Genomic DNA, 24,231 nt, shown 5'->3' with positions numbered 1-24,231 from the left:
CCAGTAGGGTCGGGGCGTGAGCAACGAACCCATCACGCTGACCGCGGGCGACGCGGAGGCGACCGTGCTGCCGGGCAACGGCGGCCGGGTCGGCGGGCTGCGCGTCGGCGGCGTAGAGCTGCTCCGCCAGGGCGACCGTTACGGCTGCTTCCCGATGGCGCCCTGGTGCGGACGCATCCGCGAGGGCCGGTTCCGGGACGGCGCCACCGTCCACCAGATGCCGCTGAACTCCCCGCCGCACGCCATCCACGGCTTCGTCCGCGACGCCGCCTGGCGCACCGCCCGCGTCACCCCCGCCGAGGCCGTCCTCACCTGCGACCTCACCGACCCGTGGCCCTACCCCGGCCTGGTCACCCAGCAGATCGCGCTCACCGAGGACGCCCTGACGCTGACCATGTCGGTGGAGACGTACGAGTCGTCGTTCCCGGCGCAGCTCGGCTGGCACCCCTGGTTCAACCGGACCCTCGGCGACGGCGCCGGTGTCACCATCGCGTTCGACGCCGCCTGGCAGGAGGAGCGCGGCGCCGACCACCTGCCCACCGGCGAGCGCGTCGACCCCCGGCCCGGTCCGTGGGACGACTGCTTCGGGATGCCCGACGGCGTCGACGTCACCCTCACCTGGCCGGAGCGCCTGGAGCTGACGGTGACCAGCCCCGAGCGGTGGGTCGTGGTCTACGACGAGCAGGAGGCGGCGGTGTGCGTCGAGCCGCAGACCGGCCCGCCGAACGGGCTGAACACCGCGCCGCGCCTGGTCACGCCGCTGGAGCCGCTGGAGGCGACGACCACCTGGCGCTGGCGCCGCCTTTAAGCTGACCGGCATGAGTGACGTACGCGGCGCGCTGCTGCAGCAGATCAAGGACAAGGCCGTGGTGCACGGCAAGGTGACCCTCTCCTCGGGTCTGGAGGCCGACTACTACGTCGACCTGCGCCGCATCACCCTGGACGGCGAGGCCGCGCCGCTGGTCGGTCAGGTCCTCCTGGACCTGACCGAGGACCTCGACTTCGACGCGGTGGGCGGGCTGACCATGGGCGCCGACCCGGTCGCGGCGGCCATGCTGCACGCCGCCGCCGCCCGGGGCAGGCAACTGGACGCCTTCGTGGTCCGCAAGGCGGCCAAGGCGCACGGGCTGCAGCGCCGCGTGGAGGGCCCGGACATCGCCGGCCGCCGGGTGCTGGTGGTGGAGGACACCTCCACCACGGGCGGCTCGCCGCTCACCGCCGTCGAGGCCGTGCGCGAGGCCGGTGCCGAGGTGGTGGCCGTGGCCACCATCGTCGACCGGGCGACCGGCGCCGCCGAGAAGATCCAGGAGGGCGCGGGGGTGCCCTACCGGTACGCCTTCGCCAAGGACGAGCTGGGTCTGGACTGAGGGCCACTCGGCCCAGCCCGGTCCGTCTGGAAAGATGGCCCCGACGATGACGTCGCAGCCGAGGTTCTAGGTCAGGGCCGACAGGTACGCAGCACTCCCACCCGCAGATACAAGGAGCGGACAGATGCCCATCGCAACTCCCGAGGTCTACAACGAGATGCTGGACCGGGCGAAGGCGGGGAAGTTCGCCTATCCGGCCATCAACGTGACCTCCTCCCAGACCCTGCACGCGGCCCTGCGCGGTTTCGCGGAGGCGGAGAGCGACGGCATCGTTCAGATCTCCACCGGCGGTGCCGAGTTCCTGGGCGGCCAGCACAACAAGGACATGGTGACCGGCGCGGTCGCCCTGGCCGAGTTCGCGCACATCGTCGCCGAGAAGTACGACGTGAACATCGCGCTGCACACCGACCACTGCCCGAAGGACAAGCTCGACGGGTACGTGCGTCCGCTGCTGGCCGTCTCCGAGGAGCGCGTCAAGGCCGGCCGCAACCCGCTGTTCCAGTCGCACATGTGGGACGGCTCGGCGGAGACCCTCGCCGACAACCTGGCCATCGCCACCGAGCTGCTGGAGCGGGCCCGCGCCGCCAAGATCGTCCTCGAGGTCGAGATCACCCCGACCGGCGGCGAGGAGGACGGTGTCTCGCACGAGATCAACGACTCCCTCTACACCACGGTGGACGACGCGCTGCGCACCGCCGAGGCCCTCGGCCTGGGCGAGAAGGGCCGCTACCTGCTCGCCGCGTCCTTCGGCAATGTGCACGGTGTCTACAAGCCGGGCAACGTCGTGCTCCGCCCGGAGCTGCTGAAGGAGCTGAACGAGGGCGTCGCCGCGAAGTACGGCAAGCCGGCCGGCGCCAAGCCGTTCGACTTCGTCTTCCACGGCGGCTCCGGCTCCACCGAGCAGGAGATCGCGACCGCGCTGGAGAACGGCGTGATCAAGATGAACCTGGACACCGACACCCAGTACGCGTTCACCCGGCCGGTCGCCGGCCACATGTTCGCCAACTACGACGGCGTCCTCAAGGTCGACGGCGAGGTCGGCAACAAGAAGACCTACGACCCGCGCACCTGGGGCAAGCTGGCCGAGGCCGGCATGGCCGCCCGCGTGGTCGAGGCGTGCGGCCACCTCCGCTCGGCCGGCCAGAAGATCAAGTAACCGCCGAAGGGCGTACGACCGGGCCCGGCACCCTCGCGGTGCCGGGCCCCGGCCATGCCGCAGACTGGGACGCATGGCCATTCACGAGAACCTGCTCGGGGGACCGCCCCCGACCCACCTCCCCGACGACCCCCGGCCGCGCGAGCTGCTCGCGGCCGGCAGCTCGCCCGCCGAGGTCGCCGCCCAGCACCCCACGTCCTCCCTGGCCTGGGCGCGGCTCGCGGACGACGCGTTCGAGCGGGGCAGCGTCGTGGAGTCGTACGCGTACGCCCGGACCGGCTACCACCGGGGGCTGGACGCCCTGCGCCGCAGCGGCTGGAAGGGGCACGGGCCGGTGCCGTGGGAGCACGAGCCGAACCGCGGCTTCCTGCGCGCCCTGCACGCCCTGGCCCGCGCCGCGCAGGCGATCGGGGAGAAGGAGGAGTACGAGCGCTGCGCCCAGTTCCTGCGCGACTCCTCGCCGACCGCCGCCGACGTGCTCGGCTGACGCTCCCGGGCCCGTCTGTCCGCAGGCGGGCCTTGCGGTTCCCTGGGACGATTGCGCAGGATGCCGGTGGGGACCGGGGCCCCCGTGCCGGTAACGGCAGGGGCGGACCGCTACCCGAAGTGCCATCAGGAGACAGCGATGTCCCACGACGCCCCGCATCTCGACTTCGCGGGCAGCACGCCGTACGAGGACTACGTCAAGGCGGACGTGCTCACCCATCTCCAGCACCCCCTCTCCGACGATCCCGGGGAGATGGTCTTCCTGGTGACCACCCAGGTGATGGAGCTGTGGTTCACCGTCATCGTCCACGAGTGGGAGACCGCGGCCCGCGCGCTGCGCGAGGACCGGGTGCGGGCCGCGACCGACGCGCTGAAGCGGTCGGTGCGCGAGCTGGAGGCGCTGAACGCCTCCTGGACGCCGCTGGCCGGGCTCACCCCCGCCCAGTTCAACTCCTACCGGGGCGCCCTCGGCGAGGGCTCCGGGTTCCAGTCGGCGATGTACCGGCGGCTGGAGTTCCTGCTCGGTGAGAAGTCCGCGTCGATGCTGGTCCCGCACCGCGGCACGCCGCGCGCCCACGCCGAGCTGGAGAAGGCGCTGCACGAGCCCAGCCTGTACGACGAGGTGATCCGGCTGCTGGCCCGGCGCGGGTACGCCGTCCCGGACGCCGTGCTGCGGCGGGACGTGTCCCGGCCGTACGAGCCGGTGCCCGAGGTGGAGGCGGCCTGGACGGCCGTGTACTCCGGCGACCAGAACGGCGAGCTGGCCCGGCTCGGCGAGGCGCTCACCGATGTCGCCGAGCTGGTGTGGCGCTGGCGCAACGACCACCTGGTCGCCACCCGCCGCGCGATGGGCGCCAAGACCGGCACCGGCGGCTCCGCCGGGGTGGCCTGGCTGGAGAAGCGGGCCCGCAAGAACGTCTTCCCCGAGCTGTGGACGGCGCGGTCGTATGTCTGAGCTGATGAGTGCCGCGGCGGAGCTGGACGCGGCCGACCCGCTGGCCGCCGTGCGGTCCCGGTTCGTCCTGGACGACGTGGTCTACCTGGACGGCAACTCGCTGGGCGCGCTGCCCGCGCACGTGCCCGGACGGATCGAGGACGTGGTCCGCCGGCAGTGGGGCGAGCTGCGCATCCGCTCCTGGCAGGAGAGCGGCTGGTGGACCGCGCCGGAGCGGATCGGCGACCGGATCGCCCCGCTGGTCGGCGCCGGCCCCGGGCAGATCGTGGTCGGCGACTCCACCAGCGTGAACGTCTTCAAGGCGCTGGTCGCCGCCGTGCGGATGGCGGGCGAGGGGCGGGACGAGATCCTGGTCGACGCCACCACCTTCCCCACCGACGGGTACCTCGCCGGGTCGGCGGCCCGGCTCACCGGCCGGACGCTGCGTCCCGTGCCGCCCGCCGAGGTGCCGTCCGCGGTCGGCGAGCGCACCGCCGCCGTGCTGCTCAACCACGTCGACTACCGCACCGGCCGGCTGCACGACCTGCCCGCGCTCACCGCCGCCGCCCGCGCGGCCGGGGCGTACACCGTGTGGGACCTGTGCCACAGCGCGGGCGCGCTGCCGGTCGGGCTGGACGAGCACGGCGTCGACCTGGCGGTCGGCTGCACCTACAAGTACCTCAACGGGGGGCCCGGCTCGCCCGCGTTCCTGTACGTGCGGCGGGAGGTGCAGGACCGGTTCGACTCGCCGCTGCCGGGGTGGAACTCGCACGCCGAGCCGTTCGGGATGGCGTCCGCGTACACCCCGGCCGCCGGGGCGGTGCGCGGGCGGGTCGGCACGCCGGACATCCTGTCGCTGCTCGCCCTGGAGGCGGCCCTGGACGTGTGGGACGGGGTGCCGGTGGCGGCGGTGCGGGCCAAGTCGCTGGCGCTGACCGACTTCTTCCTGCGCTGCGTCGAGGCGTACGTCCCGGCCGGCCGGGTCGAGTCCCTGACACCGGTCGCGCACGCCGAGCGGGGCAGCCAGGTGGCGCTGCGCTGCCCGGACGCCGGGGAGGTGATGGAACGGCTGGTGGCACAGGGTGTGGTCGGGGACTTCCGGGCCCCGGACGTGCTGCGGTTCGGGTTCACCCCGCTCTACACCTCCTTCGCGGACGCGGAGCGGGCGGCACGGGTGCTCGGCGGCACCCTGAGCTGACCCCCCGGCCCTCACCCTGCGTCACATCCGCGTGTTCACGCACGTCACCGGCCTGATACCGTCCCGCCAACGGCCGGTTCCTTTCCCCGGGTCCGTCAATTCCGTTACGCCGCTGAGAGGTTGGAGCATGCCGGACACCACTGCGGGCAACGACGCGGAGGAGAAGTCCGCCTTCTCGCATCCGGTGGTCGACCCCGACAGCACCGCCGCGTACGGGGACCACCCCGACCAGGTGATCGACTTCTACGCGCCGCGCCGGGCGGCCGGTCCGGGCGGCCCCGCCCCGGTGGTGGCCGTCCTGCACGGCGGGGCCTGGCGGAACGCGTACGACCGCAGGCACCTCAGTCCGTTCGCCGCGTTCCTCGCCGACCGGGGGTTCGCGGTGGCCAGCGTGGAGTACCGGCGGGGCGGGTCCGGCGGGACGGCGGGGCGCTGGCCGGACACCTTCGACGACGTGGCCGCCGCGCTGGACGCGCTGCCCGCGTTGGTCCGCGCCCATCTGCCGGGCGCCGACCCGGACCGCACGGTGGTCACCGGCCACTCGGCGGGCGGCCACCTCGCCCTGTGGGCGGCGGCCCGGCACCTGCTGCCCGACGGCGCCCCCTGGCGCACCGACCGGCCCGTACCGCTGCGCGGGGTGGTCGCCCTGGCCCCGATCGCCGACCTGGCGCTGGCCGCCCGGCTCGACGTGTGCGCCGACGCGGTACGCCAACTCCTCGGCGCCGAGAAGGAGTTCACCGAGCGGCAGCCGTCCGCCGACCCGGCGCTGCTGCTGCCCACCGGCATCGCCACCACCCTCGTCCAGGGCCGCGCCGACCCGGTGGTCCCGGCGGCCGTCGCCGAGTCCTACGCCGACGCGGCGGCGCGGGCCGGGGAGGTGGTGGGCGTGACCCTGCTGGAGGACGTCGGCCACTACGCGGTGATCGACCCGGCGGCGGACGCCTGCGCGGTGGTCGCCGAGGAGATCGCCCAACTGGCCTGGTGACCGGCGGGAGCCACCCGCCCCGTCATACCCGTCATACCTGAGAGCTACCGCCGCGGTCGGCTCTCCGGCGGGACGCCGACCACACCCCCCGCTCCGTAACTTCCCTTCTCAGACGGCCCGTTGCGGGCCCACAGGAGGGGGAGCGGACATGACGGGACGATGGTGGCGCGGCACGCTGGCCGCCCTGCTGACCGGGGCGGTCGTGCTGCCTCTCTCCGCCGCCGCCCGGCCCGGGGTACCCGCCCCGGCCCCGAGATCCACCGCCCCGGTGACCCGGGCCACGCTGGACCGGACGTACGCCGTCCACCGGGCGGGCGCCGCCGAGGCCGCCCGGGTCGCCGGCGCCCACGGCGACCGGCACCGGGCGGCGGCCGACCGCGCGCTGGCCGACCCCGCCCGGCACCTGCTCGCCTTCGACGGCCGGGGCACCGGTCGGGTCACCGAGGTCTTCGGCGACCTCGCCCGCGCCGACCGGGTCGCCGTCCTGGTCCCCGGCTCCGACACCGGCCTGGACACCTACGGCCGGTTCCGCGCCGCCGCCCTCGCCCTGCACCGGCGGCTCGATGATCCCCGTACGGCGGTGGTGGCCTGGCTCGGCTACGAGACGCCCGGCACGGTCGACCCGGCGGTCACCACCACCGGCCGCGCCGGGGAAGCCGCCCCGCGCCTGCGGGAGCTGGTCGGCGCGCTGCGCCGCGTCACCGGCCCCGGCGCGCACCTCTCGCTGCTCTGCCACTCCTACGGCTCGGTCGTCTGCGCCCGGGCCGCCGCCTGCCTCGACGTCGGCGACATCGCCCTGCTGGGCAGCCCCGGCACCGGCTTCCGCACCGCCGCCGGCCTGCGCACCCGCGCCCGGGTGTGGGCGGCCCGGGGCGGCGGCGACTGGGTGGCGCACGTGCCGCACCTCAGCGCCGGTCTGTTCGGCACCACCGTCGGCTTCGGCACCGACCCCGTCTCCCGAGCCTTCGGCGCCCGGGTCTTCGCGGCCGGCGACGGCGGTCACAGCGACTACTTCGCCCCCGGCTCCCCGTCCTTGTCCAACCTGGCCCGGATCGTCCTGGGCGAGACCACGGAGGTGACCCATGACTGACCGCACCCCCCGCCCGGGGGCCGTCCGCCGCGCCGCCGCCCGGATCGACGCCGCCACCCCGGCCGGCCGCGACCGGGCCGTCGACGCCCTGCGCGCCCTGGCGATCTGCGGGGTGGTCCTCGGGCACTGGCTGGTGACCGCCCTCGTCGCCGACGGCACCGCACTGCGCGCGGCCAGCCCGCTCCAGTACTCCTCCGGGCTGGCGCCGGTCTCCTGGGCGTTCCAGACCCTCGCCGTGTTCTTCCTGGTCGGCGGCCACACCGCCACCCGCAGCCACGCCGCGGCCACCGCCCGGGGCACCTCGTACGGGCGGTGGCTGGCGGCCCGGCTGGCCCGGCTGTTCCGGCCGGTCGCGGCCCTGCTCGCGCTGTGGGCGGTGGTGACGGCGCTGCTCCTGCTGACCGGCGCGGACCTGACCACCGTGCGGACGCTGGTGAAGCTGGCGCTGTCCCCGCTGTGGTTCCTGCTGGTCTTCGCCGCGCTCACCGCCGCCACCCCGCTGGTGGCCAAGCTGCACCCGCTGTGGCCGCTGGCCGTCGTCCTCCACGTCGACCTGCTCCGCTTCGGCCTCGGCGCCCCCGACCGGCTCGGCTGGCTCAACCTGGCCGCGGGCTGGCTGGTCCCATACACCCTCGGCGCCGCCTGGACCCGCGGCGAACTGGAGCGCCGCCGCGCGGGGTGGCTGCTGCTCCTGGGCGGTACGGCGGCCACGGCGGCGCTGGTGGCGTGGGCGGGCTACCCGGCGGCCATGGTGGGCGTCCCCGGCGCCCCGGTCTCCAACCTGAACCCGCCGACGCTGGCCGCCGTCACCTTCGGCCTCGCCCAGTGCGGCGCCGCCCTGCTGCTGCGCCGGGGGCTGCGCGCCGCGCTGCGCCGGCCGGTGGCCTGGGCGGCGGTGGCGCTGGTCAACCTGTCCGCGATGACGGTCTTCCTGTGGCACCAGACGGCCCTGATGACGGCCACGGCCGCCACCCTGCCCGCCGGCCGCCTGCCCGGTCTGCACACCCGCCCCGACGGCCTGGACTGGATCGCCGCCCGGATCGCCTGGCTGCCGGTGTTCGCGCTGGTCCTGGCCGGATGCTGGGCGGCGTTCCGGCCCTGGGAGCGGCCGGCCCGCCGCTCCCGGGTGGTACACGTGCACCGGCCGGGCCGCACCGGCACCCCCCGGCCTAAGGTGGAGGCGTGATGGGCGGGGGGAGCCGGGGCCGGCACTGGGCGGCGGTGCTGCGCGAGGACCTGTGCACGCTGCGGGCCGATCCGCTGCCGCCGTCGGTGTGGCTGCGCTGGCTGCCGCACGGGCTGGTGTGCCTGACCGCGTTCGGGATGCTGACGGTCGGACTGGAACAGTTCGACGGCAAGCTGGGCTTCGGCCTCGCCTTCGCCATCGTGCTGGCGCAGAGCGGGGCGATGGTCCTGGCCCTGTGGCGGCCGGTCCCGGCCTGGTGGCTGTCGACCGCCGGCACGGTGGCGGGGGCGGTCACGGTACGGGGCCGGCTGCTGGCCGGGGACGCCGACGGCTTCCCCTGGCCCTGGACCGTGGCCGGCCTGGTCGCCCACGTCTGCGTCCTGCTGCTGCTCGCCCTGCGGGTGCCCACCCGGGCGGCGGTCGAGGCCCTGGGCATCACCGCGCTGGTCACCTATGTCCTCCAGGGGCTGTGGGGCGCCTGGAACAACCAGGCGACCGGGCTGCCCGCCGTCCTGCTGTCGGCGGTGGTGGTGGTCGTCGGCACCGCCCTGCGCGGCCGCCGCGAGGCCCGCGCCCAACTGGCCCGGCAGACCACCCTCACCGCCGAGGAACGGGCCCGCCGCACCCTCCTGGAGGAGCGCAGCCGGATCGCCCGGGAGCTGCACGACGTGGTGGCCCACCACATGTCGGTGATCTCCATCCAGGCGCAGGTCGCCCCCCACCTGGTGGCGGACCCGCCCGAGGAGCTGAAGGAGAACCTCGCGGGCATCCGGCAGAACGCCCTGGAGGCCCTCACCGAACTCCGCCGCGTCCTCGGCGTCCTGCGCTCCGAGCACCCCGGCACCCCCGACGAGGGCACCGGCCCGGCCCCGCACACCCCGCAGCCCACCCTGGACCGGCTGGCCGCGCTGGTGGAGAACACCCGGGCCGCCGGGCTCACCGTCGGCACCGAGGAACGCGGCGAGCGCCGGCCGCTGCCGCCCGGCGTGGAGCTGTCGGCGTACCGCATCACGCAGGAGGCGCTCAGCAACGTCCTGCGGCACGCCCCCGGCGCCACGGCCCGGGTCCGCCTCACCCACCTCCCCGACGGCCTGCGCGTCGAGATCCGCAACACGCCCCCGCTGCACGCCCCGCCGCCCTCCCAGGGCGCCGGGCACGGGCTGCTGGGGATGCGGGAGCGGGCGGCGATGCTCGGCGGCACCCTGACGGCCGGGCCGGCCCCCGACGGCGGCTACGCGGTGACCGCGTTCCTGCCGGCCGGCCCCGGCGACCACTCCACCCACCCCGCACCCGAGGACGGCACCCGATGACCGGCGGACCCATCCGCGTACTGATCGCCGACGACCAGCAGATGGTCCGCCAGGGCTTCACCGTGCTGCTCAACGCGGAGCCCGGCATCGAGGTGATCGGCCAGGCCGTCGACGGCCTGGACGCCGTCGCCAAGGTCGCCGAACTCGCCCCGGACGTCGTCCTGATGGACATCCGGATGCCCGAACTCGGCGGCATCGAGGCCACCCGCCGCATCACCGGCACCACCCCCGGCATCCGGGTGCTGGTGCTGACCACCTTCGACCTCGACGAGTACGTCTACGAGGCGCTGCGCGCGGGCGCCTCCGGCTTCCTGCTCAAGGACGCCTCCGCCGCCCAGCTCGCCGAGGCGGTCCGGGTGGTCGCCGCCGGGGACGCGCTGCTCGCCCCGGCCATCACCCGGCGGCTGATCACCGAGTTCGCCCGCCTCGACGACCGGCCCCGCGCCCCGCTGAAGGAACGGGTCGGGACGCTGACCGAACGGGAGACGGAGGTCCTGGCGCTGATCGCGGGCGGCCTGTCCAACGCGGAGATCGCCCGCCACCTCGTCGTCGCCGAGCAGACGGTGAAGACCCATGTGAGCCGCGTCCTGGTCAAACTCGGCCTGCGCGACCGCACCCAGGCGGCGGTCTTCGCCTACGAGTCGGGACTGGTCCGACCGTCGGGCCGCTAGACCCGCGGGCGGCGACCGGACTCGGCGTACCGCCCCCGGGCGGCGACCGGACTCGGCGTACCGCCCCCGGGCGGGCGGCTAGTACTTGCGACGGACCCGGCAGGACCCTTCTCACTGCGGACGACGCCGGCCCCCGTACCCGCCTACGGTGCTGTACGTGACCGAGACGACCCACACCCCGCCCCCGCAGCCGGGCACCCCGGAGGTCCAGTTCGCCGCGCACGCGCTGCGCGGACTGCGGCAGGACCTGATGCACGACGCCTTCGCCTACCGCCCGCTGCCCCCCGCCGACCTCGGCGGCGCCCTCGTCCGGCGGCTGCCGGCCAGGCTGCGCGAGCGGGCGCGGTGGCTGCCGCACGCCTCCGTGGTGGCGGCCGGACTGCTCGCCATGGCCGTCTCCTTCGGCGGCACGACCGGCGGCAGCGGGAGCCTGGAGCTGCTGTACGCCCTGCTCGCCGTCGGCCCCGTGCTGCTCACCCTGGTCCGGCCGGTCGGCGCGTTCTGGATATCGCTCGCGGCGGCACCGATCACCGTCATGTTCGCCGCGCAGTGGGACGAGTGGCCCTGGTCGCCCGGCAGCTTCGCCTGCCACCTGATCGTGGTGACGGTGGTGGCGCTGCGCACCCGGCCCCGCACGGCGGCCTGGATGTGGCTGCTCACCGCCGTCTACAGCCTCGGCGCCGACACCGTCCTCGGCGCCAACTACTACAACTCCAACAGCGGCCCGCTGCTGGTCGTCACCGCCCTCGCCCTGCTCGCCGTCGCCGTCCGGCACACCCGCCGCGAGGCCCGGCAGGAGGTCACCGCCGAGCGGACGGTCACCGCGCACGAGCGCTCCCGCCGCACCCTGCTGGAGGAGCGGACCACCATCGCCCGCGAGCTGCACGATGTGGTGGCCCACCACATGTCGGTCGTCGCCATCCAGGCCGAGGCCGCCCCGTACCGGGTGGAGAACCCGCCGCCGGAACTGGAGCGGGCCTTCGCCACCATCCGGGAGAACGCGGTGGCCGCCCTCACCGAACTCCGCCGCGTCCTCGGCGTGGTCCGCGCCGAGGACTACGAGGCCCCCGACGCCCCGCAGCCCACCCTCGCCGACCTGGACGGGCTGCTCGCCAACGTCCGCGACGCGGGCCTGACCGTGACGAAGACGGTGACCGGCGCGGTACGGGAGCTGCCGCCCGGCGTGGAGCTGTCGGCGTACCGGATCGTGCAGGAGGCGCTGAGCAACACCCTGCGGCACGCGCCCGGCGCCGCGGCCCGGGTCGAGGTGGCGTACGTCCTCGGCGGCCTGGGCCTGCGGGTCGTCAACGACCCGATGCCGGCCGCCTCCCTGGTCAAACCCTCGCCCGGCGCCGGGCACGGCATCACCGGAATGCGGGAGCGGGTGACCATGCTGAACGGCGAGATGACCGCCGGCCCGACCGACGAGGGAGGCTACGAGGTGGCGGTGTTCCTGCCGGTCGCCGCCGTCCGCGAGGAGGAGGCGTGACCATCCGGGTGCTGATCGCCGACGACCAGATGATGGTGCGCGAGGGCTTCTCCGTGCTGCTGGGCGCGATGCCCGACATCGAGGTGGTCGGCGAGGCGGTCAACGGCCGCGAGGCGGTCGAGCGGGTCCGCGAACTCGCCCCGGACGTCGTGCTGATGGACATCCGGATGCCCGAGCTGAACGGCATCGAGGCGACCCGCGAGATCGTCGCCGCCGACGCCGCCGCCAAGGTGCTGGTGCTGACCACCTTCGACCTCGACGAGTACGTGTACCAGGCGCTGCGCGCGGGCGCCTCCGGCTTCCTGCTCAAGGACGCCTCCGCCCGTCAACTGGCCGACGGCGTACGGGTGGTGGCGTCGGGCGAGGCGCTGCTCGCCCCGTCCGTCACCAGGCGGCTGATCACCGAGTTCTCCAAGCTGTCCGAGGTCCCCCGCCCGATGCCGGCCGGGCAGGCCGCGTACGGCGAACTGACCGAGCGGGAGACGGAGGTGCTGGTGCTGATCGCGCAGGGCCTGTCCAACGCGGAGATCGCCGCGAAACTGGTGGTCGCCGAGTCGACGATCAAGACCCATGTCAGCCGGGTCCTGGTCAAACTCGGCCTGCGCGACCGCACCCAGGCCGCGGTCTTCGCCTACGAGGCCCGGCTGGTCACCCCGGGCTGAGGGGCGTCCCCGCCACGCCGTCGGCAACCTGCGCGTTCCGCCACGCGGCACGGAACGGGGAGCGGGGCCTGCCATGGTGACCGGCATGACGATTCTGCTGACCGGAGCTACCGGTTTCCTCGGGTCGCGCCTGCTGTACGAACTGCTGCTGCGGGGCCCCGACGATGTCGTGGCGCTCGGCCGCGGCCCGGTCGCCGCCCTGCGCGCCCGCGTCGTCAGGGCCCTCACGGACATCGCGGGCGGCCCGCTGCCGGAACCGGCACTGGCCCGTCTGCGCTGCCTCACGGGGGACCTGGCCCGGCCGCGGCTGGGCCTGTCCCCGGCGGACTACGACCTGCTCGCCCGGCGGACGGCCGCCGTCTGGCACAGCGGAGCCGACATCTCGCTCACCGCGTCGCTGGACACCCTGCGGGAGACCAACGTGGGCGGGACGGCACGCGTGCTGGAACTCGCCCTGCGGGCCGGTCCGGGCTGCCGCGTCACGCACATCAGCACCGCCTTCGTCGCCGGACGCCGCCGCGGCGGGTGCGTGCCGGAGACCGAGCTGGACGGCTCCCGCGGCTTCGAGACGCCCTACGAGCAGACCAAGTACGAGGCCGAGCTGCTCGTCCGGGGCTGGGCCGACCGATGGGGCAGGCCGGTGACCGTGCTGCGCCCCAGTGTGCTGGTCACCCGCGGCCGGCCGGCGGAGGGCCTGCCGCAGCACCCCTTCGGCGAGATGGGGCGCAAGGCGGGGCCGGGGGCCGGTCCCCTCACCGGTATGACAGGGCGGGTGCGGCTCCCCCTGCCGGCCGACGGCACGGTCAACGCGGTGCAGGTCGAGTACGCGGTCCAGGCGATGCTGCGCCTCGCGGAACGGGCTCCGGACGGCCCGGGAGCGCACACCTTCCACGTGGTCCACCCGGTCGACACCCCGGTACGCCTGCTGCTGGACGCCATCGAGGGCGGGCACCCCGGGCTGCGTCTCGAACAGGTGCCGCACATCGCCGATCCGACCGCGGCCGAGACGCTCGCCGCCGGGCAGTTGCCGGACTTCCTCGCCCGGTACGGCACGCAGCGGCGCACCTACGAGCGGCCGGGGCTGCTCGCGCTGGCCCCGGACCTGGCGGACCCGGCGCCGCTCGACATGTCCTACCTGCGGGCGGCGATGGGGTACGACACCGCCGGGCGAGAGCACCGCACGGACGGGGACCACGCCCGCACGAAGTGACGAAACGCCCTGGTACGGGATGTATCGAAACCGGAGCCCGCTTTATCCGTTATTCAGGCGTACACGTTGATTCCGTCCTGCCCCGTACTCGCTGAGGATGCCGCATGCGTGCTTCTGCCCGGACCACCGAGCCCATCGCCGTCGTCGGGGCCTCCTGCCGGCTGCCGGGCGGCATCGCGTCCCTGCACGACCTGTGGAGCGCCCTGGAACTGCGGCTCGACCTGGTGACGAGCGTGCCGGGCGACCGGTTCCCCGTCGACCGGTTCACCGACGCCTCACGACGCCGGCCGTCCCGGGCGTACACCGCGGCCGGCGGGTTCCTCGACGACGTCTCGGGTTTCGACACGGCGTACTTCGGGATCTCCCCGCGGGAGGCCGCGGTGATGGACCCCCAGCAGCGGCTGCTGCTGGAGGTGGCGGCCGAGGCCGTGGACGACGCGGGAGCGTCACCGCGGGCCATGGCGGGCTCCGACACCGCCGTGGTGATCGGGGGCAGCTCGCGCGACTACGAACAACTGCAGACCGTCGTCGGGGGCCGGGCCGATCCGCACTCGCTGCCCGGCCTGGCGAGCTGCAATCTGGCCAACCGCCTGTCCTACGCCTTCGACTGGCACGGCATGTCCACGGCCGTGGACACCGCCTGTTCGTCGGCCCTGACGGCGGTGCACCAGGCGTGCGAGATCCTGCGCCACGGGCGTGCGCGGGCCGCACTCGCCGGTGGGGTCCAGGTACTGCTGTCCCCGACGTCGTTCATCGGCTTCTCCGCGGCCGGGATGCTGTCCCCGACGGGGCGCTGCCGGCCCTTCTCCGCGGCCGCCGACGGTTTCGTCCGGTCCGAGGGCGCCGGCGTGGTCCTGCTGAAGCGGCTGACCGACGCCGTGGCCGACGCCGACCGGATCCACGGCCTCATCCTGGCGAGCGGCGTCAACAGCGACGGGCGCACCCCGGGCCTGGTCCTGCCCAGCGAGTCGGCGCAGTACTCCCTGATCACCCAGGTGTACGGCGAGGCGGGCATCGACGCCGACCACCTCGGTTACCTGGAGGCGCACGGCACCGGCACCCCGGTCGGCGACCCGATCGAGTGTTCGGCCGTCGGCCGCGCACTGGGCACCCGGCGCCGCGGCGGGGCCCTGCCGGTCGGCTCGGTGAAGGGCAATCTCGGGCACCTGGAAGCAGCGGCGGGCATGCCCGGCCTGTTCAAGGCCCTGCTGGTGCTGCGGCACCGGAGGATCCCGGCGACGGTCAACGCCGAGCCGCTGAGCACGGACATCGACTTCGCGGCCCTCGGGCTGCGGCCGGTGGTCGAACCCGAGGACCTGGCCGGACTCCAGCGGCCCCTCGCCGGGGTGAACTCCTTCGGTTTCGGCGGGGCCAACGCCCACCTGGTGCTGGCGCCCGCACCCGACGCGCCCGCCCGCCCCGCGGTCCGGCCCGCGGCGGGCGCCGTGCCGGTCGTCGTCTCCGCCCGCACCCCGGAGGCGGTCGCGGAGGCCGCCGAGCGCATGGCCCAGCACGTGGAGTCCGCGGCACCCGAGGACTTCTACGACATCGCCTACACGTCCACCGAACGCCGCGACCGGCACGAGTACGCGACGGCCGTGCTCGCCGCCACGCCCGCGGAGGCCGCGCGGGCCCTGCACCGGGCGGCCCTCGACCCGGACGCGGCGCTGCCCGCGGTGTCCGGCGGCGACGGCCCGGCGCGGTGCCGGCCCGTCTTCGTCTTCTCCGGCAACGGCGCGCAGTGGCCGGGCATGGGAGTGGCGCTGCTGGACGCCGAACCCGCTTTCCGCGAGGCGGTCGACGAGGCCGACGAGCTGCTCTCCCCCCAGCTCGGCTGGTCGGTGAGCGAGGAACTGCGGCGCTCCGCGCGGCAGTCCCGCCTGGACCGCACCGAGGTCGCCCAGCCCCTGCTGTTCGCGGTCCAGACCGGCCTCGTCAGAGTCCTGGCCGGCCTCGGCATCCACGCCGAGGCCGCCGTCGGCCACAGCATCGGCGAGGTCGCCGCCGCCCATGCCGCGGGGGCCCTGGACCTGCCGGCCGCCTGCCGGGTGGTGGTCGAGCGCAGCCGTGCCCAGGCGGCCACGGCCGGCACCGGCAGGATGGCGGCGGTCGGCCTCGGTGCCGACGACCTGGCCAAGGAACTGGTCGCCTACGGTCCCCGACTGGAGATCGCCGGGGTGAACAGCCCGCGGGACTGCACGGTCGCCGGGGACCGGCGGGCGCTGGCCCAGCTCGGCGGGGAGCTGACGGCGCGCGGGGTCTTCTTCAGGGAACTCGACCTGGACTACGCCTTCCACAGCCGCGCCATGGACCCGATCAAGGACGGACTCCTGGACGCCCTCGCCGCACTGCCCACCCGGGAGCACCGCATCCCCTTCGTCTCCACCGTCACCGGCGCGCCGCTCCCCGGCCACCGGCTGACCGCCTCGTACTGGTGGCGCAACGTACGGAAGCCGGTCCTGTTCGACCAGGCGGTCAGGGCCCTGCTGGAGCAGGGACCCGCCGTCTTCCTGGAGATCGGACCGCACAGTGTGCTCACGTCCTATCTCCGGCGGGACCGCGGCACGTCCGTTCCCCGGCCCGGCGTCGTCGCGGTCTGCCGCCGTCACGAGGACGGTCCGGACGCCGTGCGCGCCGCGGCCGCGGCCGCGGTCGCGCTGGGCGTGCGGACCACCCCCGGCCACTTCCCCGAACCCGGACGCGTCACCACGCTGCCCGCCTACCCGTGGCAGCGCGAGCGGTGCTGGCGCGGATCGCCGCAGGACTGGGAAGTCCTGGTCGGGGACCGGGCCCTCGCGCACCCGCTGCTGGGCCAGCCCCTGCCGATCGCCCAGCCCGCGTGGTGCCAGGAGGTCGACACCGGCCGGCTGCCGTGGCTGGCCGATCACCGGGTGGGCAAGGTCGTGGTCATGCCCGTCATGGCCTTCGCCGAGGGGGCCGCCGCCGCCGGACGCCGGCACTTCGACGCCCCCGTGGAGCTCACCGACCTGCACGTGGTCCAGGCCCTGACGCTGATGCACGGGACCGACACGCGGGACCTGCAGATGCAGACGACCCTGTCACCGGAGGACGGCATCGTCCGCATCGCCAGCCGTCCCGACGCCGGGTCCCCCTGGCAACTGCACGTCCGGGGCCGGGCTCGCCGGCTCCTCGCACCCGTTCCCGGACCGCTGGACCTCGACGCCGTGCGCGCCCGGCTGCCCGAGGAGGAGACGAGTCCGGAGGAGTTCTACTCCTACCTCTCCGCCGTCGGCCTGGACTACGGGCCCGCCTTCCGCGTCGTCACCGGCGGGCGGGCGGACGAGGACGAGGCGCTGGTCGGATACCGCCTCCCCGTGTCACCCGACGGATTCCACGCCCACCCCGTCATCCTGGACGGCGCCCTGCAGAGCGCCGCGGCCCTCCTCGGGCGGGCCGGGCACTACCAGACCTTCCTGCCCGCCGCGCTCGGCGCCGTCCGGGTGTGGCGGCCCCTCGACACCCAGGGGTACCTCTACGTCCGGTCGGTACGGATCACCGGCCATGACGCCGAGTTCGACATCCTGATCACGGACCGGGCGGGCGCGGTCGCCGCCGAGCTGCGCGCCTGCCGCATGCGGCGGACGGACGCGCTGGCCGCCTCGGCGGCGGGGCAGACCTCCGTCGTGCTGCGCTCCGCCACCCTTCCCGGCACCGTCCGGCCCGCGGAACTGCCGGCCCCCCGGCAGGTGGCCGAGGCGACCGCCACGGCCCGCGCCGGACTCACCGACGATCGTCTGCCCGGCCTCCTCCGACGCCTGCGGGAGTCGACGGCGCACTGGAGCGCGCACGCGTTCACCCGCCTGCTGCCCGGCCGCACCCGGTTCGGGCCGGCTGATCTGCACGCCGCCCACCTGCCGGACCAGTACGGACAGCAGGTGGTCCAGCTCGCCCGGATCGCGGTCGACCACGGCTTGCTGGCGGCCGTGGACGAGGCCGGGGGCGGTGGCTGGGAGCACCGTACGGAGAGTGCCGCGCACCAGCGGGCGCGTGCCCTGCTCGCCGACTACCCCGACATGGCCGCCCTGCTGGCGGTGCACCAGCGGTGCGGGCGGCGCCTGGCGGCGGTGCTCGGCGGCGGGCAGGACCCGCGGGAGCTGTTCACCGCCGAAGGCGACCGGCACCTGTGGGAACGCTTCCACTCCAGCACGCTGTCCCCCGCTCTGCGCCGGAATGCCCGGCTGCTGCTCGGCCGGATCCTCGCCGACCGGCCCGCGGGCGCCCCGCTGCGGGTGCTGGAGATCGGCGCCGGAGCCGGTGACCTGAGCGCCGAACTGCTGCCGCTGCTGCCGGCCGAGCTGACCGAGTACACCGTCACCGCCCCGGACGCGGACGGTTTCCCGCGCGCGCGGGCCCGGCTGGAGGCGTACGACTTCGTCGACTACCGGGTCCTCGACCTCGACGACGAGGCGTCCGGGCCGGATGATCCGGCCGGGGCGTACGACCTCGTGATCACCTCCGGTGCCCCGCACGGGGACGCGGTCGCGGCCGCGCACCGGATCGGCCGGATGCTCGCCGAGGGCGGGCTGCTGCTCGCCCTGGACCGCGGCCCGCTGCCGCACGCCGTGCTGTTCCAGGGACTGTTCGACGCCCCGGGGGCCGCCCGGCCGTACGACGCCGGGGCGCTGCGCTCCGCCCTGCGGGACGCGGGTTTCACCGACATCACCCCGTGCGGGCCGGCCGCCGCCGCCGGGCAGGTGCTGCTGGCCCGTCCGCCGGTCGCCGGCGGTTCCCCGGCACGGGCGGACGGCACGGCGGCGGGCCGCGCCGACCTGCCCGGCCAGTGGCTCCTGCTGTCGGAGGACGCCGCGAACCCGCTGCCCGCGGCGCTGGCCGACGCCCTGGCCCGGGCGGGCGCCCAGCACGTGACGACCGCCGCGGCCGCCGACCCCGAGAGCTGGGAGCCGCCGCTGTCCGGCGCCGTCCCGGCCCACTGCGTCCTGTTCCTCGACGACCACGGTGCCCGCGACGCCGCCGCCCTCACCCGCCAGGCGGTGCGGCGGGCGCAGACGGTCCGCGCCGTGGCACGCGCCCTGTCCGCCGGTGCCCGGGAAACCGCCCCGGCACTCTGGCTGGTCACCCGGCCCACCGGCGCGCTGCCCTTCCCCGAGCGGCCCCAGGACCCGGCCGCGGCGGCCGTCTGGGGAACCACCCGCACCCTGGCCAACGAACACCCCAACCTGAGCGTGCGCCGCATCTCCCTGGAGAGCGGACCGGACACCGCCGCGGACGCCGACCGGCTGCTGGGCGAGTTCCGGCACGCCGCCACCGCCGTCCAGGGCCCGGCCGAGGACGAGGTCGTCCTGACCCCGCGGGGGCGTTTCGTGGCCCGGCTGACCGACCGCCACCCCGCGGCCGGTTCCCCGGCGGACGGCGACGAGTCCTACGGCCTGGAACTGCGCAGCCAGGGACTGCGCAGCCGGACCGCCTGGGCCGCGCGGCCCAGGCCCGCCTGCGGACCCGGCGAGCTGCTCCTGCGCGTGCACGCCGCCGCGCTCAACTACCGCGACGTGATGCTGGCCACTGGCCTGCTCCCGCCCGACGCCGAGGTACCGCTGCCCGAGGGCCCCGCCCTCGGTCTGGAGTGCGCCGGCGAGGTGACCGCCGTCGGGTCCGAGGTGACCGGGTACGCCCCCGGCGACCGCGTCTACGCCGTCGCGCCGGGCTCCCTGGCCTCACACGTGCGGGTGCGGCCGGAATCGGTGGGACGCGTCCCGGACGGCATGAGCTACGCGCAGGCGGCCACCCTGCCGGTCGTCTTCCTCACCGTGCACTACGCCCTGGACCGCCTGGCCCGTCTGCGGCCCGGCGAGACCCTGCTGGTGCACGGCGGTGCCGGCGGCGTGGGCCTGGCCGCCCTCCAGTACGCCCACCGGCTCGGCGCCCGGGTGATCGCCACCGCCGGCACCCCCGTCAAGCGCGATCTGCTGCGCGCCCTCGGCGTCGACCACGTCTGCGACTCCCGCACGCTCCACTTCGCCGAGCAGGTACGGGACGTCACCGGCGGGCGCGGCGTCGACGTGGTCCTCAACTCGCTGTCCGGCGAGGCGATCACGCGCAGCCTGGAGGCGCTGGCGCCGGGCGGCCGGTTTGTGGAACTCGGCAAACGCGACATCTACGCCAACCAGCCGCTGCTGCTGCGCCCGTTGCGCAACAACCTGTCCTTCCACGCCCTGGACGTCAACCAGTTGACGGTGCACGCGCCCGCCGAGCTGGCCGCCGCCTTCCGCGAGGTCGGCCAGCGGGTCGCCGAGGGCGTCTACCGGCCGCTGCCCCACGAGCCGTACCCGGCCGGGGAGGTCCACGAGGCGTTCCGCACCCTGCAGCACTCCCGCCACCTGGGCAAGGTCGTCATCTCACTGGCCGAACCGCCCGCCCTGGAACGGCCCGTCCCCCCGCCGGCCCCGGCGGCCGACGCCACCTACCTCGTCACCGGCGGCACGAGCGGCTTCGGCGCGGCCACCGCCCGGCACCTGGCGGCCCGGGGCGTCCGGCACCTCGCCCTGGTGAGCCGGCGGGGCCCGCTCGCCCCCGGGGCGGCCGAGCTGGTGCGGGAGCTGGCCGCGCTGGGCGCCACCGCCCACCTGCACGCCGCCGACGTGACCGACCCGGCGGCCCTGGGCGAGGTCTTCGCCCAGGCGCGTGCGCAGGGCCGTCCCGTCGGCGGTGTGGTGCACGCGGCGATGCACCTGGACGACGCGCCGCTGGCCGAACTGGACGCCGACCGGTTCCACGCGGTCCTGGCCCCCAAGATGCAGGGGGCCCTGGTGCTCGACGAGCTGACCCGTGAGCACGGGGTGGACCACTTCGTGGCCTACTCCTCCATCTCCGCCCTCATCGGCAATCCCACCCAGGCGCCCTACGTGGCCGGCAACCTCTTCCAGGAGGCGCTGGTCCGCGCCCGCCGGGACCGGGGGGCGGCCGGCCTGGCCGTGGCCTGGGGCGGCATCGACGAGACCGGTTACCTCTTCCGGGCGGGGATGACGGAGACCTTCGACCGCCTCGGGGCGGGTGCCCTGCCGCCCGCGGAAGCCCTGGACTTCCTGGACCGGCTGTCGGGCGGACGGACCACGGTGACGGCGGTGGGGCGGTTCGACTGGCCACGCATGGCCCGTACCGTGGCCACCCTGCACTCGGCCGCCCGCTTCGTCCCGCTGACCGGTAGCGGGACGGGGGGCCGCACCCTGGACGCCGCCGAGGAGTTCGCCGTGCGCTACGCCGGTGCGGCGAGCGACGACGAGGCACGCGCCGTCCTCACCGGCACCCTGATCGGCCTGGCCGCCGACGTCCTGCAGATCTCGCCCGACCGCATCGACGTCACCAAGGACATCAGCGCCCTCGGCGTGGACTCCCTGATGCTGGCCGAACTCGCCATCTCCGTGCAGCGCACCCTCGGCTGTGAGCTGCCGATGATGGAGCTGGTGACCGTCCGGTGCCTCACCGACCTGACCGACCGGATCCACCGCATCCTCCAGCAGACCGCCACGGGCACCACCACGCCCTGACCCCGCCCGCGGACCGCCGGGGCGGCCCCGGTACGTCCACCCCGCCGTACGCGGCCGGGAGCGGCCCGGACACCAGACGAGAACGGAGTGGCCCTACCCGATGAGCAACCTCCCCGCGCCCCGACCCTCACCCGTCGACCGGCATCTGCACCGCGCGGCCCGCGCCCTCCGGCACCACGGTGGTTACCTGGGCGTCCTGGGTGTCCTGGAGGGAACACCGCCGAGCGTCGGGGAACTGCGCGACCTGGTCGCCGACACGGTGCCCCGGGTGCCCGCCTGGCACTACCGGGTGTGCGCCGACAACCGGCGGGTCTGGGAGCACGCCGGCGACCAGGACCCCCGTGCGCACGTCCACGAACTCCGCGTCCCGGAAGGCCCCGCGGCACTCGAACGCATCGGCCGGGCGGTGCTCGACGCCCCCTTCCCGCAAGGCGCCGACAACTGGGGGGTGTGGCTCGTCACCGGCTGGGCCGCCGACCGCTACGCCATCGCCTGCCGGGTGCACCACGCCCTGCAGGACGCCGCCGGGGGCATGGCCGGGCTCAGCGCCGTGATGTTCCCCGGGATGGAACTCCCGCTGAGCGTCCCGCCCGAATCCGAACCACCGCTCCGCCCGGCCTCGGCGGCCCGCTGGGCGGCCCGGACCCTGCCGTCCCTGCTGCGGCCGACCGCCCGCTGGACCCCCGCCCGGCAGGCGGCGGACCCCACCCGTACCCTGCACATCGCGACCTGCGGCACCGACCGCCTCGAAGCGCTCTCCCGCGCGGCCGACGCGACCCTCAACCAGATCTACCTGGCCGTCACCGCCGGCGCCCTGCGCGCCTGGACACCCCAGGACTGGACCGGCCGCCGCCCCCGGCCGCTGCACTGCGTCGTCCCCGCCGAGAGCCGTCCCGCGGGCCACGAGCTGGCCACGCTGGGCAATCATCTGGTGGCCCTGCGGGCCGAACTGCACTGCGCGCAACCCGATCCGCGGCGGCGGCTGGACCTGATGCGCGCGAGCACGGACATGCGCGACGCGGGGATCCCGCAGCAGCGGGCGGCCCTGCGCGCCCTGCCCCGGGTGTCCGGTCTCGCCACCCGGTGGCTGCTCGACCGGAGCCGGACCGCCTTGCTGACCAGCAACGTCCAGCTCGGGGCGGGGTTCGCGGTGAACGGACACCCCGTACGCCGGATCGTCAGCCTGCCGCCCCTGCTGTTCGGCCACCCGCTGAGCGTGGCCCTGACCACGTACGAGGGACAGGCCACCGTCTGCTTCACCAGTGACCGCGGTGAGCCCGACCCGAGCAGCCTGCCGCGGTTGTGGCACGAGGCCCTGACGGAACTGGAGCGGGCCTACGCCACGTCCGGGGCCGGCACCCCGGCCGCCGCGACCACCGGCGGCACCCCCGCCCGTACCGCCCACGAGGAGTGAGTCTCCCGCCGTACCCCCTGGTCAGCCGTGCCCCGGCCGGGCTAGCGTCCGGTCATGGCAGCCTTCGACCCCTGGGACCCCGCGTTCGTCGCCGACCCGTACCCCGCCTACGCCGAGCTGCGCGCGACGGGGCGGGTGCACTGGTTCGAGCCCAGCGGGCAGTGGCTCGTGCCGCACCACGCCGATGTGTCGGCGCTGCTGCGGGACCGGCGGCTCGGGCGGACCTACATGCACCGGTTCACCCACGAGGAGTTCGGGCGGACTCCGCCCCCGCCGGAACACGAGCCGTTCCACACGCTCAACGACCACGGGATGCTCGACCTGGAGCCGCCGGACCACACCCGCATCCGCCGGCTGGTGTCGAAGGCGTTCACCCCGCGCACGGTGGAGCGGCTCAAGCCGTACGTCGACGCCCTCGCCGGCGAGCTGGTGGACCGGCTGGTGGCGGCGGGCGGCGGCGACCTGCTGACCGACGTTGCCGAGCCGCTGCCGGTCGCGGTGATCGCCGAGATGCTCGGCATCCCCGAGTCCGACCGGGCCCCGCTGCGCCCCTGGTCGGCCGACATCTGCGGCATGTACGAGCTGAACCCGTCCGAGGAGACGGCGGCACGGGCGGTGCGCGCGTCGGTGGAGTTCACCGAGTATCTGCGCGGCCTGATCGCCGAGCGGCGCGAGGAACCCGGCGACGACCTGGTCTCCGCGCTGATCGCCGCGCACGACGAGGGCGACCGGCTCACCGAGCAGGAGATGATCTCCACCTGCGTGCTGCTGCTCAACGCCGGTCACGAGGCCACGGTGAACGCCACGGTCAACGGCTGGTGGGCGCTGTTCCGTAACCCCGGGCAGCTCGCCGCCCTCCGCGCCGACCACTCCCTGATCCCCACGGCGGTGGAGGAGCTGATGCGGTACGACACCCCGCTCCAGCTCTTCGAGCGCTGGGTGCTGGAGGAGGTGGAGATCGACGGGACGGTGCTGCCCAGGGGCGCGGAGGTGGCGCTGCTGTTCGGCTCCGCCAACCACGACCCGGCGGTCTTCGCCCACCCGGACCGCCTCGACCTGGCCCGCCGGGACAACCCGCACATCTCCTTCAGCGCCGGCCTCCACTACTGCATCGGCGCCCCGCTGGCCCGCGTCGAACTCGCCGCGTCGCTGCGGGCCCTGCTGGAACGGGCCCCGTCCCTGACCCCGGCCGGCGACCCGGAGCGCAAGCCGAACTTCGTGATCCGGGGGCTGGCCGGGCTAGCGGTCCGGGTCTGAGGCGCGCCGGTTCCCCCGGCGGCCCAGCAACCGGACCGCCGCCCCCCAGACCAGGGCGGGCAGCAGCGCGCCGCCGGTGAGGACGAGGGGGAACTCCAGCAGCACGGCGCCGTAGTCCGTGCCCTCGCCCTCGAAGCCGTGGCCCAGATGCCGCCAGGTGCGGCCGGACGATCCCCACAGCCAGAGGGCCGACACCGCGCCGGCCGCCGACAGCAGGCAGCCGGCGCAGGTCACCGCGTCCCGGTTCGCTCTCCCCACGAGCGGGAAGGACGCCCCGGTCCCGCCGCCGGTTC

18 protein-coding genes are annotated in these 24,231 nt (G+C 75.2%); 17 read left to right on the top strand and 1 reads right to left on the bottom strand.

The window, feature by feature from the left end; all coding sequences use genetic code 11:
- Window positions 1-16: 16 nt before the first annotated feature.
- From IE316_RS05310 to IE316_RS05230, 17 genes are all read left to right on the top strand, one after another.
- Window positions 17-808, top strand: a complete 792-nt coding sequence (locus IE316_RS05310) for an aldose epimerase family protein (RefSeq protein WP_190202947.1) — start codon at window positions 17-19, stop codon at window positions 806-808.
- A gap of 10 nt (window positions 809-818) precedes the next feature.
- On the top strand, window positions 819-1,367 hold the full coding sequence (gene pyrE / locus IE316_RS05305) for an orotate phosphoribosyltransferase (RefSeq protein WP_190202946.1): 549 nt from the start codon (window positions 819-821) through the stop codon (window positions 1,365-1,367).
- A gap of 124 nt (window positions 1,368-1,491) precedes the next feature.
- Complete coding sequence (gene fbaA / locus IE316_RS05300) at window positions 1,492-2,523, top strand: class II fructose-bisphosphate aldolase (protein ID WP_190202945.1); 1,032 nt, start codon at window positions 1,492-1,494, stop codon at window positions 2,521-2,523.
- A 73-nt stretch (window positions 2,524-2,596) separates the two neighbouring features.
- Complete coding sequence (locus tag IE316_RS05295) at window positions 2,597-3,010, top strand: DUF3151 domain-containing protein (protein ID WP_190202944.1); 414 nt, start codon at window positions 2,597-2,599, stop codon at window positions 3,008-3,010.
- A 138-nt stretch (window positions 3,011-3,148) separates the two neighbouring features.
- Window positions 3,149-3,964, top strand: coding sequence for a tryptophan 2,3-dioxygenase (locus tag IE316_RS05290; protein ID WP_190202943.1), 816 nt, complete (start codon window positions 3,149-3,151; stop codon window positions 3,962-3,964).
- Window positions 3,957-5,141 (top strand): kynureninase, encoded by a 1,185-nt coding sequence (kynU, locus tag IE316_RS05285; RefSeq protein WP_190202942.1) that lies wholly within the window; start codon window positions 3,957-3,959, stop codon window positions 5,139-5,141. The genes IE316_RS05290 and kynU overlap by 8 nt, the downstream gene beginning before the upstream one ends.
- A 127-nt stretch (window positions 5,142-5,268) precedes the next feature.
- Window positions 5,269-6,126 carry an alpha/beta hydrolase family protein gene (locus IE316_RS05280; protein ID WP_190202941.1) on the top strand — a complete coding sequence of 286 codons (858 nt, stop codon included), beginning with the start codon at window positions 5,269-5,271 and terminating at the stop codon, window positions 6,124-6,126.
- A gap of 148 nt (window positions 6,127-6,274) precedes the next feature.
- The gene (locus IE316_RS05275; protein ID WP_190202940.1) at window positions 6,275-7,216 is read left to right on the top strand and encodes an alpha/beta hydrolase; all 942 of its coding nucleotides are present in this window, start codon (window positions 6,275-6,277) and stop codon (window positions 7,214-7,216) included.
- On the top strand, window positions 7,209-8,402 hold the full coding sequence (locus tag IE316_RS05270; RefSeq protein ID WP_190202939.1) for an acyltransferase family protein: 1,194 nt from the start codon (window positions 7,209-7,211) through the stop codon (window positions 8,400-8,402). Before IE316_RS05275 ends, IE316_RS05270 begins: the two co-directional genes overlap by 8 nt.
- Window positions 8,402-9,712: a sensor histidine kinase gene (locus IE316_RS05265; protein WP_190202938.1), complete on the top strand. Its 1,311-nt coding sequence runs from the start codon at window positions 8,402-8,404 to the stop codon at window positions 9,710-9,712. Before IE316_RS05270 ends, IE316_RS05265 begins: the two co-directional genes overlap by 1 nt.
- Complete coding sequence (locus tag IE316_RS05260) at window positions 9,709-10,383, top strand: response regulator (RefSeq protein WP_190202937.1); 675 nt, start codon at window positions 9,709-9,711, stop codon at window positions 10,381-10,383. The genes IE316_RS05265 and IE316_RS05260 overlap by 4 nt, the downstream gene beginning before the upstream one ends.
- A 157-nt stretch (window positions 10,384-10,540) precedes the next feature.
- A complete protein-coding gene (locus IE316_RS05255) occupies window positions 10,541-11,872 on the top strand; it encodes a sensor histidine kinase (protein ID WP_190202936.1) in 1,332 nt (443 codons plus the stop codon).
- Entirely contained in the window at window positions 11,869-12,534 is a 666-nt protein-coding gene (locus IE316_RS05250) for a response regulator (protein WP_190202935.1), read from the top strand. The genes IE316_RS05255 and IE316_RS05250 overlap by 4 nt, the downstream gene beginning before the upstream one ends.
- Before the next feature lie 85 nt (window positions 12,535-12,619).
- Complete coding sequence (locus tag IE316_RS05245; protein ID WP_190202934.1) at window positions 12,620-13,744, top strand: SDR family oxidoreductase; 1,125 nt, start codon at window positions 12,620-12,622, stop codon at window positions 13,742-13,744.
- A gap of 104 nt (window positions 13,745-13,848) precedes the next feature.
- The gene (locus tag IE316_RS05240) at window positions 13,849-21,267 is read left to right on the top strand and encodes a type I polyketide synthase (RefSeq protein WP_190202933.1); all 7,419 of its coding nucleotides are present in this window, start codon (window positions 13,849-13,851) and stop codon (window positions 21,265-21,267) included.
- A 100-nt stretch (window positions 21,268-21,367) separates the two neighbouring features.
- Entirely contained in the window at window positions 21,368-22,681 is a 1,314-nt protein-coding gene (locus IE316_RS05235; RefSeq protein ID WP_190202932.1) for a wax ester/triacylglycerol synthase domain-containing protein, read from the top strand.
- A 54-nt stretch (window positions 22,682-22,735) separates the two neighbouring features.
- Window positions 22,736-23,938, top strand: coding sequence for a cytochrome P450 (locus tag IE316_RS05230; protein ID WP_190202931.1), 1,203 nt, complete (start codon window positions 22,736-22,738; stop codon window positions 23,936-23,938).
- Here the strand turns inward: IE316_RS05230 and IE316_RS05225 are convergent.
- Window positions 23,921-24,196, bottom strand: coding sequence for a hypothetical protein (locus tag IE316_RS05225; RefSeq protein ID WP_190202930.1), 276 nt, complete (start codon window positions 24,194-24,196; stop codon window positions 23,921-23,923). The genes IE316_RS05230 and IE316_RS05225 overlap by 18 nt on opposite strands.
- Window positions 24,197-24,231: the final 35 nt, after the last annotated feature.

The organism is Streptomyces fumanus, from assembly GCF_014655295.1.
Lineage (GTDB): Bacteria > Actinomycetota > Actinomycetes > Streptomycetales > Streptomycetaceae > Streptomyces > Streptomyces fumanus.
Note: the sequence above shows the minus strand (reverse complement) of the source record. Positions and strands in the feature narration are given on the sequence as shown.